This is a genomic window from Bacillus swezeyi, assembly GCF_001969815.1.
GTDB lineage: Bacteria > Bacillota > Bacilli > Bacillales > Bacillaceae > Bacillus > Bacillus swezeyi.
The window spans coordinates 257569-273368 of sequence record NZ_MRBK01000001.1 but is presented as its reverse complement, the minus strand read 5'-3'; the positions used below and the strand labels follow the sequence as shown (position 1 = coordinate 273368).

The window sequence follows — 15800 nt, the reverse complement described above, 5'->3', positions numbered from 1 at the left end:
AGAGCTGCCTCCATTTCACCTGCAAATTTTTATGTAGCACACGACGATCGTTTCTATTTTCAGTTAACTCCCGTACAAACCTGTGATTCTCGTTTTGACTTCGTCTTGATGAAATGTTTTCTCATGCATAACGAGCTCCTGTTCTATCACGCCGGGAAGCTGCTCGCGAAGCGGCGCAACCAAGTGGTCTTTTAATGTAATTAAGGAGTTTCTCGGCTTTTCCGCCAGCTCACGCGCCAGCTCCGCAGCATACTCCAATACGTCCGATCGAGGGAGAACTTTAAAAGGTATCCCTCTCTTTTCAAGTTCGGCTCCGCGGTAATTGCCTGCATTCATTAATAACTCCTGCGCCAAGCTGAACCCGAGTTTTTGGGGAACGATAAAAGTAGCACCCATACCAGGCGTAAACCCGTATTTCATAAAATTTGTCGTATACACACTCTCCCTGCTCAGAATAATAAAATCAGCAAAGAGACCCATGACAAAGCCGCCCCCAATTCCGTGACCCTGCATGGCAGCAATGACTGGAATTTTGCAATCAAGTGCCAGAGAATAAAGATTGTCATCAGTAAATTGGGTGATTCCCTGCTGGATTCTCAGCAATCCTTCTTGTGTTCCGCCTGAAGCAAAATAATTGTCGTATCCTGTTAAAATCACTGCTTTATAGCTTTGTTGATTGCGAATGTATTCGAACGCTTGAATTAATCCGTCTGTGAGCTCTTGCGAAAACGCGTTTTTATGAACACGGTCATGCATCTTCACCTGAATAATAGCGGGCTCGATTTCAAAAAGCTCTACAACAGAATGCGTCATGATGTCCTCCTAACTGTTTCTGATTGTATGTATTTTACACAGTTTATTGGTTTTCCCAAGGGAACTGCCCCGTTTCAACGTACCTTATGATTCCCATTTGATTTTGAGGGTCGGAAAACATGTCTTGATTTTCAGTCAAAGCCATGGATTTCGTTCGGCGCGGGTGGTCATCCAATGAATTGATAAACTGTTTATATCGCGCGATTGCCTTTTTATTTAACCGCCGCAGACGCAATAAATGCTTTCTCAGCAGGACCTCGCTTTGAGCGTCACAGGCATCTATCAAGCCCCATTCCCTGGCTTCCTGAACAAAAATCGGTTTTGTCATTAATGTCATATAATGCGCTTTTTGATAGCCGATCCGGCGAATCAGAAACGGCAAAACACAAGCTGGATAAAGACCAAATAATAGTTCAGACAGACTGAATGATGCCGTTTCATCTGCAATGACAATATCACTGGCAGCCACAAATCCAAGACCTCCGGCGTTCACTTTTCCCCGCACATGTGAAATGGTGATAAAAGGACCAGTCTGCAATTTCAGCCACAAATCATAGAGAGGTTCTTGGGAACCAGCTTGGTTTCTGCCGCGTTTCATCTCCTGATATATGTCTTGAAAATCCGCTCCGAAACAAAATACCTCCGGGAGCCCTTCTAAAACGATGACCGTAACGGACGATGTTTCACATTGATTCATCACTTGCAAACATTCATCTATTAATTTGTCATTGATCGTATTATTAGCATCAGGACGATGAAAGGTGAGATAGCAAATTGACCCTTCAAACCGAGCCTTAATTGTTTGATATGTCACGACAACCACCTGTACTTGCGATGAAATTCAGATATTTCTTCCAAGAACAGTCGCGGTTTCTGTTGATGAGACTGCAATACTCCCGGAATCATCTCAAGATCCAGTTTGACATTACGCGTCCCGAACCGGACCATCCCGCTCCCCTTGAACAGCATTTCATATTCATCCATCGAAAGATGATATCGATTGTCTAAGTGCTTCTCTATTTCAAATAAGCGCTGGCGTTCTTGGCCTTGAGGCGTTGTAATTCCGCTGTAAAATTCAGAACAGCAGCCTGATCCGTAGGAAAAACAGCCGATTCGTTTAGGCGAGTCAAGCTGCGCTTTGTCAATCGTACTGGCCAACGCCAGAAGCAATGCAGCCCCCATAATGTTTCCGACCCTTTGACAATAGAGTAAACCAGGCTGTACCCGCTTCAGAAAATCGGTTTCAATCTCGGCCGTTTTCGCCTTTGCCATCTTACGCATCATCGTCCGGTGCGCCCCTTTCACCATCCCGCCAAAAGGCGTATGGTAGGCGAGATATTGAAACGTATCTTGATAATGGGCGCCGGGTACACGTTTTTGATATTCCAAGAATGTTTGTTCACAGCAATCCAAATATGACATTAAAGACAGGTCAGCATCTCCCGCCTCACTGTCGGGGATGGGACGGCATGTATCCATCACTTCATAGCCGTAATAGCCGTTTGCCCCGGGATCTACTTGAAACACCTCGGGATTTTCCCCTACTAAAACAGCCACCGCTCCCGCTCCGGCACTCGGCTCGGCATAAGACCAATCCTCACTTAAAGCGTCTCCGCCTTCAGCGATTAAAAAACGGGAAATATCACTGGCAATGACCAGCGCTTTGGCGCCCGGAGACGTCTGGGATAATATAAAATTCACCGCCATTTGAAATCCGGCAGTCCCTGAATAACACGCCTGTTTTATCTCAAACAAACGGCAATTGCGATTGAGCCCTAAATATTCATGGATATACGTGCTTAACGATTTCCCAAAATCGATCCCAGATTCGGAACAAGTGATCAGCAATTCAATCCGGTCCTTCTCTTGATCACTTAATGAATCGATAATCGGTTTAGCCGCATTCACCCCAAAGGTCACAGGATCTTCGTAAGGCAGTGCCACAGCTTTTTCCTTCATTAATAAATTTTCAAATCTGGCAGTATCTAAATGTCTGTACTTGACTAATTGCATGACATCGAGGTATGCCGTTCCGCCAAAGACATTCATCGCTTCTATTCCGGCAGAAACCATTTATGATTCTCCTTCGCATTTTTCAATGTTTTGTATACATACAGCGGTATTCATTCCGCCAAAACCCATGCTTAAACTCAACGCGTTTTTGATGTTGTGTGAAATTGATTGATCCTTCACCCAATGAAAGGAGGGATCGATTGGATCATGTAAATTCCGGCTCGGATGCAGGCGTGATTCTTTCATTTGAAGCAGTACAGAAATCATCTCAACAGTGCCTGCTGCACTGAGCCCATGACCGGTTATTGATTTTGTTGCGTTGATATAGGCATGAGAAAGACCGCAAGCATGCAGCGCCTTCAATTCAATCTCATCTCCAATGAAAGAACCCGTGCCATGTGGATTAATATAATCAATATCTTCAGGTGAAAGACCGGCTCTCTCCAAAGCCTTTTGTACGACATGAATCTCTCCTTCTAATGAAGGATCAGGGTTGCGGTTCCCGTCTATTTTGATTGACCATCCAGACAATGCAGCATAGGGTTTTACGCCCCGGCGGACGGCCGTATCTTTTCGTTCTATCACCAATGCGCCACAGGATTCTCCATAAATAAATCCATCTCTGTTCTGATCAAATGGACGGCACGCCTTATCCGGCTCTTCAGCATATTTGTCCGTTCCCATAGCGCCTAAAGCCCTGAGCGCCTCACATTCCATATAGGAAATATCCATTAACGCCCCAAGTGCGATGCAAATATCAACCTCTCCTGACAGGACTTGCTGAATCGCTTGAATCACCGCCAACTGGCCGCTTGCGGAAGCACCTCCCGCCGTATAAGCTAAACCGGTGATTCCAAACTGATCTGTACAAAGCCCGCAAAGATCGCTATCCATAAAAGACAGGCCATAAGCCGGCGAAATGAAACCAGAGCGGTCTTTATAATTTTCAAAGAGCTGCAAGGTCTCTCTTTGCTGAAAGTTTGATCCTCCAGCTATTAGCCCTATACGCGCGGAATCAGCACCGTCTAACTTCGCCTCCTCCCAGGCTTCTGAGAGGGTAACCAAAGCAGCGCGGCTGGAAAATGACGCTTTTCTTAACAGTTTTTTAGAAAGCCGTTCCGGATATGATAACGAAGGAATTTCAGCTCCGATAAACCGGCTGTCTTTTTGTCTGCCCGGACGCTGCATCACATCAAAGGCATGCTCCCCAGACAATAACGAAGAAACAAAAGCCTCCTTTCCTTGGCCGATCGCTGCCGTTACTCCGACACCGGTCACCAGCACCTCAGACGGATTGTACTTTGTCATAAAGCACCTCAGCTAATTCGCCGATGTTGTTCACACCAGACAGCTCAACACGAGGAATTTTTAATGATAAATCCTCCAGCACCATCGTTATAATTTCAGCCCTGTCTACAGAATCAGCTCCTAAATCAGCTAATCGATCTTCGGGCTCAAAACGGTGCCCGTCCAATTCCGGAAGCACCTCACATATATTGGTTACCAATACTTCAAAGACTTTCTGTTTATTCATAACGTTCGTCTCTCCTTTGGGCTGAAATGTTTAACATGACTTCAAGTGTTTTGTTATCAATACGATTTCGAAACATTCAGTCTTTTATTATTACAAAATAGGTTTTAAAGTGCCGCTTGAGAAAATAATGCAATTCTGTCGTTAAGTAGCTTTGCGGTTTCCGTCATTAATTTTTTTCCGATATCGTCCACATGGCGGTTCCGCCAGTTCTCCAATTTCGAGCCTTTCACCCATTGATTAAAAGCTCCTAACGCGGGGCCGCAGTGAACTTGATAATCGACTTTAGACTCTTCGCTTCCGCTGATCGCCAAATGCGAGCTGTACCTAAAGTACCATCTGAAAATCAATGCCATTTTATGTTTCGGATTCCGTTCGGCCTTCTCAATCTCTGCCGCTGGATAGTGCAATTTAATATCTTCATATACTTTTTCGATACTGCGTTTAAAGTATTTCTCCTCAAGCTGAGTTAAGGTCTTTTGATCGATTTCACCCAATGATCCAAATCGCTGGTATAATTCATGCAGCTTGCTGGCTCGTGCCGGAAAAAACACGCCTTTTTTCAGCACTTGCACTTTGCTGCCCGATTCGAACATATCACCCGCCGGCGCATACGCCGTATCTTGCACATTCATTTGCTGCAATAAATCTTTCACTCTGTCACTTGTGGCCGCTTCTACCGTACACTGATTGATTGAACCCGTTAAAATAAAATCGGCACCGAGCATAAAGGCAGCCATCGCCGCCTCAGGAGTTCCTATCCCGCCTGCCGCACCGACTCGTATTTTTTTATCGTATCGATACTTTTTCATCATTTCGTCTCTTAATGATGTCATCGCCGGCATCAGGCTGTATGCGACACCGCCGTCAGTATGACCGCCTGAGTCTGCTTCCACACAAATATCCTCTGCCACAGGGATCTTCAGCAATAACTCAGCTTCACTAGTTGTAATTTTATTTTCTCCTAAAAGCTTTTCTACAACATTCTCCGGCGCAGGACTTAGAAATGATTCCGCAACCTCAGGCCTTGAGATTTTCGCTATGATACGATTTGCACATATCACTTCACCGCTTGGACTCCGTTTCAATCCTTTGGCGCGATATCTCACTAAAGCAGGTGTGACACTTAAAAATGCGGAGGCTTCCAAGTTCCTTACCTTGTACTTCAATAAAAGATCAATCATTTTTTCTTCTGATTCAGTATGCTTCATATTGTGCACCAGGTTGATGCCGTAGGCTTGTCCCTGCTCCAATTCGCCTTGAATAGACAAAATCGCATCCTCAACCTTATTCAGATTCAAACCGCCTGTGCCAAAGAACCCCATCATCCCCGCTTTTGACATCTTTACAACCATTTCTTTCGAAGCAATTCCGCGGTACATTCCTCCGGCAAGGTAAGCGTATGTAAGGTTATAATCTTGTTTAAATTCTGTACTTCCTAAGGAAAATGCCGTAATCTCATCAGGAAAACGAGATGAATGGGCATCACGCTCTTCTCGCTCCAACTGCTCAGGGCTTGAAGCAGATAACATCCCGTCACCTGGTTCTTGAACCGCGGCATCATTTTTTATTAATGGTTCCGCTTCGTTTTTAATACGTTGAATTAAGCCTGTTAACACTTTTCCCGGACCGATCTCTTCAAAATCCATGTCTCCTCTTCCCATAAGAAAACGAATACTATCCGTCCATTTCACCGTGCTATTCATTTGTTCAGATAATGTCTCTTTTAACCTCTTCTGATGATAAGGCTCTGCGTATACATTGGAGATCACAGGAATAGACAAAGGCTCAAAATGGAATGTATCAATAAATTGCTTAAATTCCTGTTTTGCTTCATTCATATATCTTGAGTGAAAAGCTCCGCTCACGTTTAAAGGATGGAACAGCTTCACATCCTTGATGGTTTCAAAAACAGTTCCCGCTCTTTCGATATCTTGTTTCAGCCCGGAAATAACAATTTGGCGGGGAGTATTTTCATTTGCTACATCAATCGTATGTAAATGATGTTCTTTTAATACGGCTGCCACTTGTTCCTTATTCAGGCCGATCACCGCGGCCATTCCGCCTCCGGTAATCCGCCCCATCAGCTCCCCTCTTTTTTTCACGAGTTTTAATCCGGTCTCAAAGTCAAATGCGCCCGCTGCAAGCAGCGCATCGTATTCTCCCAAGCTATGACCGGCTACAAAATCAGGTTTTTCACCGGTCTCCTCCACTCTCTTCAGATAGCAGAATGCATTTACAACGTATAAAGCCGGCTGAGTATATTGCGTATGATTTACATCTAAATAGGCTTCTTCTGTACAAAGTTTTTTTATTGAATATCCCAGTATGTCATCTGCTTGGTCCGTCAAGTGCTGATAATGCTCAAAAAGCCCCTGGCCCATTCTTTTTTGCTGGGAGCCTTGTCCCGGAAAAACATATGTAATCATCTTGTTTACTTCCTTTCTAGTTTCTGTAAACACTCAAGCGTCTTCAAATTTTTCAGCTCCTGATGAAATGGTGTGATAATAGAATAACAGCGGTTCGCTGAATCTCCCGAGAGCAGCTGTTTGACAAAAGCAGTCAGGGTTCCTGAAGGCCCTAAATCTACGAACCGGCATGTATGCTGACTTTCCAAAAATCGAATAGCTTCCCGGAATCGTATTGGTTTTCTTACCGCATCCCAAAAAAAATGGTTATGAATCTCATGAATGCCGCTTCCCGTCAGGCAGGATATCCAAGATATTGAAGGACTATCAAAAGATTTTGACCTTAAAAACTCTTTATAGGCTCCTTCTGCAGAATCAATAAGTGAAGAATGAAATCCGTAAGATACAGGCAGCAGCTGATAAAGTATCTGACTCTCCTTTAGAAAATGAATGATCCGCTGTATGTTTTCAATTTCACCCGAAATCACAAAGTGTGAATCATAATGAATTGAGGTTAATTCACTATGTTCAAACAGCTGCGGATAATCATTAAATAATTGCGGTTTATCGAGTATAGCCAGCATATTTCCTTTATCGCAATTTTTTTCGATGATCATGGCCTGCTCAAGTATGCATTCCAACATATCCTCCGCCTCTATAACACCGGAAGCGGCGGCTGCCGCGAATTCTCCTAAACTATACCCCAGCACGTAATCAGGCTTGATCCCGATCTCTGACAAAACCCGATATAAAGAGTACTCAACCATAAAGATAGCCGGATGCGTATAAAGAATGCGATCAAATGGATCTGACACACGTTTAGCGGGATTATACATTTCACTGACAATGGACTTCCCGATTCGCCGGGTAACAATGGCATCCATCTCAAGCATGTAATGACGAAATGCAGTGTTTTCATTAAACAATTCCTTTCCCATATGATAGTACTGGGAACCTTGTCCGGAAAACATCAAAACGATTGGTTCGTTCATTTGCATAACCTTCTTTTTTATGTAATTAACGAGCGAATTGCCGATATGTCCTCAAAAAATATGCTGAAAAAGAAGATACACAGCAGCCTGATACAAAACAAGCAACCGCGTCAAACCGAAAAATATGATGTGAAAGTGAAGAAGAGCTTAAAAATCAACTGAAGATATTATGTAGTGTTGTTCTTGATGTTGAATTCGTTTGTGAAGTGATCTTGGTGTAGTGTTGATATCTCAAACTTAATTTAAATTGACAATGGCATCATCAAAAACATCGTCTCTATTATGGCTTAGGTGTGGTTTAGATAAAACGGGTATGTCTTTTTATAGAGCGATGGTTTTTCATCATGAGCAGACCGACTGGAATAGTGCAAATGTCCAATATGGGACGGACTTTTTTCATCAGCCTCTTTATGTTACAGTATATAAATTTTATTGAACGTTAACAGTGTCCATCGAATCATGCCCCCCCAAACTTCCAACCCTATACACAGGGAGCCGTGCCTTTTTCTCCGGTTTATGAAATGAAGCGCAGTTATGCTCTCTCAAGAAAATCTGTTTTAACGGGGCATTGGTTCTGCATCTTTCTTAATACGGTGAATTAATCCGGTTAGTACATGTCCAGGACCTATTTCCTCAAACTCCATTTGGCCTTTCCCCATTAAAAAGCGAATACTCTCAGTCCATTTGACTGACTGGTTTATTTGATCCGACAACGTCGTTTTGATTGATTCGTTTGTGTAAGGGCGGGCAAAAACGTTTGAAATAACCGGTATAGACAAAGGAGAGAAATGAAATGATTGAAGAAACTGTTCAAATTCTTGTTTTGCTTGATTCATGTATCTTGAATGAAACGCACCGCTGACGTTTAAGGGGAGAAACATCGTAACTTCTGTAATGTCTTCAAAAATGGATGCGGCTTTTTCAATATCTTCTTTTTGACCTGAAATGACAATTTGATAAGGGGCATTGACATTAGCAATGTCAATTGTATGTAAATGGTTTTCTTTCAATGCTTCCGCAACTTGCTCTTCACTCAGTCCCATAACAGCCGCCATACCGCCGTTTCTTACCATACTCATCAGCTCGCCTCTTTTTCTGACAAGCTGTAAACCTGTCTCAAAATCAAAGGCTTCAGCCGCAAATAACGCATTGTATTCTCCCAGGCTATGACCCGTAACAAAATCGGGTTTTGCTGCTGATTCCTGTATTTTCTTCAGATAGCTTAATGCGTTTACCACATATAAGGCCGGCTGAGTAAATTGGGTTTTGTTTAAGTTGGAATAGGGATTTTCTACGCAAAGGCGTTTGATCGAATATCCTAAGATCTCATCTGCTAGTGCCGTCAGTTCCTTGAATTCATCAAATAGTTCGCTGCCCATTCCCTGTTTTTGTGAACCTTGCCCCGGAAAAACATATGTGATCATTCTCTTAAAGCCACCCTTCCCGCTTTTAGATGATTAATTTACAGACTTACGATATAAAATGATGAATGTTGTCCTGATAAAGAAGCATGTCCAAGTTGATGGTAACCTTGTAAATATTATCCGTCAAGTTAATTTTTCCTACAGTCTACACAGCTTCCTCCCTACTTTTTTGCATGCGGGCTTAACGAATCAGAAAATGTAACAAAACATAAGAATATCGGCCTACCTGAGCATTTGTAACAAAAGATGTCAACAATACGTTTCACCTCATGCATAAAACCATTGCTATAAAATTAAGTAATTCTTTGTCATCATTTTCCCACAGACTCATCTTTCGTTTCCAGAAGAAAAATAGTCTATTAGAATCATTTCTAAGAAGATAGAAGAAGGAATTATTTAAAATCAAAAATACCCTTCTGATTTTTTCTATTGCGAAATTTCACAAAATGTTCTTTTTTATCAATTTGAAAATAAATATTATGTTTTAAAAGTTCATCCATCGTGTGACCCGGTGTTTTACCAAATGAGTGGCCCGGGTAAACCCGCACTTCAGACGGAACTTCCGATTTGACCCTTTGAATACTTTCAAACATATCTTCCGCTGAACTGCCATGATCCTCACATATCCCGCATCCTTCTGTAAAAACGGTATCTCCGGTGAATATACTATCAGAAAAAAGATAACACATCCCGCCGGCTGTATGGCCCGGTGTAAGCAAGCACAGCGCTTTCGTGATACCTATGCTGATGGTTTGCCGATCATTTAGCGCGATTAAATTTCTGCATCTGAATTGATAAAAATCAATTTCTTTTTTTGACATATAAACATGGGGATTAAACAATTTCGATAGCGGCTCTACCAGATTTACATGATCATAATGAGAGTGCGTTAATAGAATTGCTGACAAATCAACTTCTAATTCAGAAAGTTTATTTGTTATTTTACTAAGTTCCCACGAAGGGTCAACAACTATTGCAGATCTGCTTACAATATCTACAATTATGTAACAATAGTTCGTCCATCCGCGATGAAATGTTTTGATTGTGTGTACCTCATAAGTAAGATCCATTTTCACCATTCCTATCAAAAATGAAGTTCAATTCTAAAAAGACGGTTATCGACCTGCTTAAACCGCTGCCTGTTCATTTCCACTTTACCAAACGGCATATTGTTTTTCCATTTTTCGGTCATTCCAATAAAAAAGTTATTCTCTTCGGAACTTGTCCAAGAAAAAACAAAATCTCATTTCCTATTCAATTCGTTTCAAGTTTAGATACTTATCAAGGGAAATATTCCTTCTCATATGATGCGACTGAGAGACAAGAAGAAATAACAACAAAAAATAGTCCAAGTAAGAAAAAAGAAAAAGTTGAAACCTCTGAATAAAGTAACCACGCCCTCACTTACCGAGTACAAGAGAATAGTATTGAAGGGAGTCCAGTACCTGTAAATTCGGATGGTTCAGGTGGCTTATTGTTGGGGATGTACCGGCTAATTCAATAAAAAACCTTCTTAACATCTTGTTAAGAAGCGCTTTGACTCATGTCTATTATCTGAATGAATACCTTGGATTCCGCAGGATGAATTTTTATTGTTTGTCGCCGGGATGGCTTAAGTCTATTTCTTTTCAGTTCATGCTCTCCATAAAAAGAAGCGGAATTAATGCTTTTTATTTCCCTTTTTTAAGGCTTTTATTTCAATCTTTATGACAAGATACAGACAAACGGCAAGAGCGATGATGGAAGCGATCCAAAGGGGCATCGCCAAAAAAGGCGCAAATTCCGATACAAACATCAATATGACGGCGGCCAATACATACAGACTGATGAACCTTAAAATGATCAGCAGCTAAATCACCCTTTTTCAATGATGGTATCACAACATTTAACATAAATGAACATTTTCCCAAAATACTATTCAATGATCCATCAGCGTATGGCTCAGCTCTGCGAACTGCTTTTCTATCGGGGTCAGCTGGTGATGAACCCGGGTGATCATATACATATTGACATATCGATAAGACGGTGGCACCTCTAAAAATTGATTGATGTTGAAGCGTTTTGCAATCCGTTTGGAAACAAGGGAAATGCCCATACCGATGGAAGCCAGCTGAACGAGCGTCTGCATATCGCCGACCTCGATGATTTCGCCTTGGTTGATCTTTTTTTCTGCAAAAAGATCTTGCAGGATGGAGAGATACAAACATTTATCTGAAAGCATAAGCAGATTTTTACCCTCTAAATAGGCTTCTAATCCCGTGTTTTCTTCGATGCCGCCCCCTATAATGAGCATCTCTTCAATCCCGGATTTTTCGTAATGGATGTTCTTGTTATCCAATGATCCGATCGTGAAGGCCAAATCAATATGTCCAAGCAGAAGCTGCTCCTCGATGTACTCCGTCGACCCTGTTTTCAATGTCACCGACAAGTCCGGATACATTTGATAAAGCCGGCTTAGAGAGCCGGCAAGCTGTGCTCCGCCGACAGACATCATGGCACCTATCCGGAGTTTTTCATCATACTTTTTCATCTTATTTTCGGTTTCTTCCCATATCAGCAGCATTTTTTTAAACTGATCATAGAGTACTTTACCTTCTTTTGTTAACTGGACCCCTTTAGAGCTTCTGATAAACAGCTCCTGCTCATAATGAGCTTCCATTTTTTTGATTTTAGCCGTCATATTGGATTGGAGATGATTCAGCTTTGCGGCGGCAGCCGAAATACTTTGCAGTTCTGCGGCAGCAACGAATGCCTTCATGTTTTCGATATCCATCTATTTTCGCCTCCTCATCAAAAATTTTGATATAAGCATCACTTATTAACATTTTTCATGATGATCATTTTTCATTATACTTGGATTGAATTGAATTGCCACTTAATCGGCACCGGGGGGGATCATTGATGGAACATCACATCATCAAAACGGGCATCATCGGAGGCTCTATGAATAATCAGTGGGCGAGCCGCACTCATATTCCAGTCCTTCAAGAAAGTCCACATTTTCAAATAACGGCGATCGGAACGTCCAAAATGGAAACAGCGAAAAAGAGCGCCGCTGTCATAAATGCGCCGCTCGCATTTACAGATTACAGGTCATTGACGAAATCAAAAGATGTCGATCTAGTCGTCGTCAGTGTCAAGGTTCCTTTCCATTATGAAGCTTTAATTGCAGCCATAGCGGAGCATAAACATATTTATTGCGAATGGCCGCTGTGCTTAAACACAACTCAAGCCAAAGAGCTGGCAAATTTAGCAGCACAGGCGAAGATCCACCATGCCGTAGGACTGCAGGCGAGACAATCTCCGGAAATCAATTGCTTGAAGCAGGCGGTGGAAAATGGCGAAATCGGGAAAGTGCTGTCCTGCACAATGAAAGTGGCCACTCAAGGAAAAGGCGGAATAACCGACCGGAAAAACAGCTATCTTTTCGAAAAAGAAAATGGCGCAGACCTGCTGGCCATCAACGGCGGACATTCTCTTGACGCGCTTTGCTATATCCTGGGCGGCTTTCATGACCTGTCTGCTGTGATGAACAGCAATTACCCGGCAGCCGTCGTTCAGGAAACAGGCGAAACCATTCCTAAAAACACCGCCGACCAAATTTTAATAAACGGAACGCTGACGAACGGGGCATCAGCCTCTATTCATATTCAAGGCGGGGTTTATCCGGCATTTCTTTTAGAAATCCAAGGGGAAAAAGGCGCTTTTCGGCTGTCACAGCGGAGGTCTCTGGGACATGTGCAATTCGGCAATCTCATCATCGAAAAACTGACATATCCCGACACCGCTTCTTTTTTGAAAGGAACAGAGGATATCTGCTGGAAAGTCATCAAACGCTCCTCAGAAAAAGACATGCATCCGGCAGGATATGTTGAAAAAGCGTATCATGTGTTAGCGAAAGATATGTCGGAAAACACACGGGACATTCCCGACTTTCATGACGCCGTAAAATTGCATGAGCTGTTGGATGCAGTACGCAAGTCTGCTGAGACGGGGAGAAAGATTGTATTAGACAAGTAGGGACAGACCTCGAGTGCTGTCCCTTATACCTATGCAGGATATTATTGGATTTAAGTCAACTCCGCCCCGGGCAAGGCGTTTAGCAGCTGAAATGCTTGTACCACCGGCATTAAGGGAAGAATTCCTATTCTGCTGAGAAGCAGATTATGCTACAATGACAATCGATTGTTTTTTTGGAAAGAGGGGAAATCCATTGAAGCGTGAACTCGTTCTGCGCTGGTTTTTTTATTTTGTCGGATTGCTTGTTTTGTCTTTTGGGGTTTCTCTTACGATTGAAGGAAAAGCGCTCGGCATAGGTCCCTGGGATGCGTTCCATTATGGCCTGTTTATGCTGCTGGGGCTTTCGGTCGGCCAATGGGCGATCATTGTCGGAGCCGTCATCGTAGGCTTAACATCATTGTTTACAAAGGCATGGCCGAAAATCGGCGCCGTGTTAAACATGTTGCTGATCGGTATTTTTATAGATTTCTTTAATTATATTCTTCCAGATCCGAAGACGCTCTTTTCTGCCTCTGTCGTATTCTTTCTGGGCGTCATTTTTATCGGGTACGGGGTCGGCATTTATGTATCGGCAGATCTGGGCGCGGGTCCCCGCGACTCCCTGATGCTTTTGATATCAGAAAAAACGGGCTGGAATGTTCAGTGGGTCCGCAACGGAATGGAGCTGACGATTTTATTCATCGGCTGGCTGCTCGGAGGACCGATCGGCATCGGCACTGTTTTGACCGCCATCATGACAGGTCTGATTTTGCGTTTTTCTTTGCCGCAGTCCAAACAGCTGCTTGTCCTAACAGTAGCCGGACGGCGGCGGAAAGCTGCTGAGCCTGTACATATGTCGTTGAAGAAAAACGTATGACATGCATGTCATACGTTTTTCTCCTGCCATTATTTCTTCACAATCGGTATCCAAATCTGAGTGACATGATCCTTTGCCATAACATCCCCGTCTTCCGGATATGCTTCAAGTTGAGGAGCATTGGCAAGTTCATAGCCTGTTGCCGGAAACCATTCTGAGAAAATCCGATCCCACGTTTGGTGCACAGCCTGATCAACAGGACCGACAGCTTCAAATACAGCCCAAGTCGCGGCGGGAATCTCTTTTACGATACAGCCTTCCGGGAGGTCAGCGGTCGTTTTTTCGATGCCGATGCAATAGTTGAAAGTGTCGGCTTGATCGTTAAAATCCATACATACGCCAAGAAAGCCAAGCGGTCCGGCGTACGGCTGCAAAGAATCAGTGAACCCGTTTTGATTTAATTCGTCCCAAAAAGCCGGAATCGCCGTTTGGTTTTGACCATCCTTCACAGTGACTTCCAACGCTTTGCCGATTATCTGAAACGATTCTTTCTCAATAACTTTGTATTTCATGTCCTCCACTCCTTTGATCCTGATTTGAAAGGAAAGACGCGGAAAAGCCTTGAGCGTCCCGCCTTCTTCACGCGCCTGCGAAGGGCTCATTCCGTGAAGCCTGCTGAATGCCTTGGAAAATGATTCGGGTGTGTTGTAGCCATACTTGAGGGCAACGTCAATGACTTTAACGTCTGATGCAGCCAGTTCCTGGGCCGCAACCGTCAGCCTGCGCTTGCGGATGTAGTCGGCGAGGGTGACGCCTGTCAGCATGTAGAACATCCGCTGAAAGTGAAATTTTGAACAGTAGGCAATCTTGGCGATATCCTCATGCCGCAAATGCTGATCGAGATGCTTCTCAATATAGTCAATGCTTTCAGCCAAACGATTCAGGATTTCCATTATTCTTCTCCTCTCGCTTTCTACAATAGCATCTCTGTTTTAAAAGCTCCTGTCATTCTGTGCGTTGTTGTGACAGGGGCCAAACAGCCATTTGACCGCTTCCGGAAAACGTTTCGCAAACCGCTCAAGCCGATGGGCTCCGCCTTCATCAATGACAAATTTCAGATCTTCCCGGGACATCATGCTTTCGGTTAAAATGCGGAAGGCCTCCTTCGTCCTCGGTATCATCTCCTTCTGAAGATTGCTTCGGTCTGTTCCTTCCGTGCTCCCGACATCCATATAGATGCGCAGATTTGCATTTTCAAAGGTTTGAAAGCGCATAAATTCGATCATTCCCGAAAACCAGAAAGACCCTGACAAAGAGCCGATTTTCCCAAAGGTTTCTGAAGCGAGGTACGCGGTGTAGATTGAGATCAGTCCGCCGAACGACTTCCCAATCATTCCGGTGCTTTCACGTCTTGGATCCGTCCGGTAGCTTCGGTCAATATAAGCCTTTAGCTCATGCGCCAAAAACGCAGCATACAAAGCGCCTTTTCCGCCGTACGTTTGACCAGGCTTTATTAAATGCGGCTCAGAAAAGGGAGTGTATTCGCTTTCCCTGTTCTCTGCAGCCACTCCTACGAACAGCAATTCAGGCAGCTCGTGATTCGAACACAGCTTTTCGATAGCTGACAAACTGCCGCTGTAGGCCGGATCAAACAGATCTCCCCGATCATGAACGTACAGGACGGGATAACGCTTAGCCCCAGTCTGATATGAAGGAGGCAGATAGATTAAAAGCTCCCTCCCGGAAAACGTATCTTTTATCAATGTTCCGCTTAACATATATTTCGCTCCAATCATTTCACAT

At 43.5% G+C, this 15800-nt stretch carries 15 protein-coding genes; 3 read left to right on the top strand and 12 right to left on the bottom strand.

Going from position 1 to position 15800, the window contains the following annotated elements; all coding sequences use genetic code 11:
* Positions 1–63: 63 nt before the first annotated feature.
* The 9 genes from BTA30_RS01240 to BTA30_RS01200 all read right to left on the bottom strand — a co-directional run bounded on the left by BTA30_RS01240 (position 64) and on the right by BTA30_RS01200 (position 10251).
* Entirely contained in the window at positions 64–813 is a 750-nt protein-coding gene (locus tag BTA30_RS01240) for a polyketide synthase (RefSeq protein ID WP_076758249.1), read from the bottom strand.
* A 43-nt stretch (positions 814–856) separates the two neighbouring features.
* Complete coding sequence (locus BTA30_RS01235) at positions 857–1636, bottom strand: enoyl-CoA hydratase/isomerase (protein WP_094777258.1); 780 nt, start codon at positions 1634–1636, stop codon at positions 857–859.
* Positions 1624–2886, bottom strand: a complete 1263-nt coding sequence (locus BTA30_RS01230; protein ID WP_076758245.1) for a hydroxymethylglutaryl-CoA synthase family protein — start codon at positions 2884–2886, stop codon at positions 1624–1626. Before BTA30_RS01230 ends, BTA30_RS01235 begins: the two co-directional genes overlap by 13 nt.
* The gene (gene pksF / locus BTA30_RS01225) at positions 2887–4134 is read right to left on the bottom strand and encodes a polyketide biosynthesis malonyl-ACP decarboxylase PksF (protein WP_076758242.1); all 1248 of its coding nucleotides are present in this window, start codon (positions 4132–4134) and stop codon (positions 2887–2889) included.
* Positions 4112–4360 carry an acyl carrier protein gene (locus BTA30_RS01220; protein WP_076758240.1) on the bottom strand — a complete coding sequence of 83 codons (249 nt, stop codon included), beginning with the start codon at positions 4358–4360 and terminating at the stop codon, positions 4112–4114. Before BTA30_RS01220 ends, pksF begins: the two co-directional genes overlap by 23 nt.
* A 104-nt stretch (positions 4361–4464) precedes the next feature.
* Positions 4465–6786, bottom strand: coding sequence for an ACP S-malonyltransferase (gene fabD, locus BTA30_RS01215; RefSeq protein WP_076758237.1), 2322 nt, complete (start codon positions 6784–6786; stop codon positions 4465–4467).
* Positions 6787–6791: 5 nt separating this feature from the next.
* Positions 6792–7757 carry an acyltransferase domain-containing protein gene (locus tag BTA30_RS01210; protein WP_076758235.1) on the bottom strand — a complete coding sequence of 322 codons (966 nt, stop codon included), beginning with the start codon at positions 7755–7757 and terminating at the stop codon, positions 6792–6794.
* 557 nt (positions 7758–8314) lie between these two features.
* Positions 8315–9181, bottom strand: a complete 867-nt coding sequence (gene fabD / locus BTA30_RS01205; RefSeq protein WP_076758233.1) for an ACP S-malonyltransferase — start codon at positions 9179–9181, stop codon at positions 8315–8317.
* 392 nt (positions 9182–9573) lie between these two features.
* A complete protein-coding gene (locus BTA30_RS01200) occupies positions 9574–10251 on the bottom strand; it encodes an MBL fold metallo-hydrolase (RefSeq protein WP_076758231.1) in 678 nt (225 codons plus the stop codon).
* 636 nt (positions 10252–10887) lie between these two features.
* On the opposite strand from BTA30_RS01200, the gene BTA30_RS23145 reads away from it, so the two are divergent.
* Positions 10888–11034, top strand: coding sequence for a hypothetical protein (locus BTA30_RS23145; RefSeq protein ID WP_158027593.1), 147 nt, complete (start codon positions 10888–10890; stop codon positions 11032–11034).
* 65 nt (positions 11035–11099) lie between these two features.
* Here the strand turns inward: BTA30_RS23145 and BTA30_RS01185 are convergent, their stop codons facing one another.
* A complete protein-coding gene (locus BTA30_RS01185) occupies positions 11100–11954 on the bottom strand; it encodes a LysR family transcriptional regulator (RefSeq protein ID WP_076758224.1) in 855 nt (284 codons plus the stop codon).
* 128 nt (positions 11955–12082) lie between these two features.
* Here BTA30_RS01185 and BTA30_RS01180 point away from each other — a divergent pair, with 128 nt between their 5' ends.
* Complete coding sequence (locus BTA30_RS01180; RefSeq protein ID WP_076758222.1) at positions 12083–13201, top strand: Gfo/Idh/MocA family protein; 1119 nt, start codon at positions 12083–12085, stop codon at positions 13199–13201.
* A gap of 193 nt (positions 13202–13394) precedes the next feature.
* Positions 13395–14057, top strand: coding sequence for a YczE/YyaS/YitT family protein (locus BTA30_RS01175; RefSeq protein ID WP_076758220.1), 663 nt, complete (start codon positions 13395–13397; stop codon positions 14055–14057).
* Between the two features lie 29 nt (positions 14058–14086).
* Here the strand turns inward: BTA30_RS01175 and BTA30_RS01170 are convergent, their stop codons facing one another.
* Positions 14087–14950 (bottom strand): AraC family transcriptional regulator, encoded by an 864-nt coding sequence (locus BTA30_RS01170; RefSeq protein ID WP_076758219.1) that lies wholly within the window; start codon positions 14948–14950, stop codon positions 14087–14089.
* Between the two features lie 39 nt (positions 14951–14989).
* Complete coding sequence (locus tag BTA30_RS01165; protein ID WP_076758217.1) at positions 14990–15775, bottom strand: alpha/beta hydrolase; 786 nt, start codon at positions 15773–15775, stop codon at positions 14990–14992.
* Positions 15776–15800 lie beyond the last annotated feature (25 nt).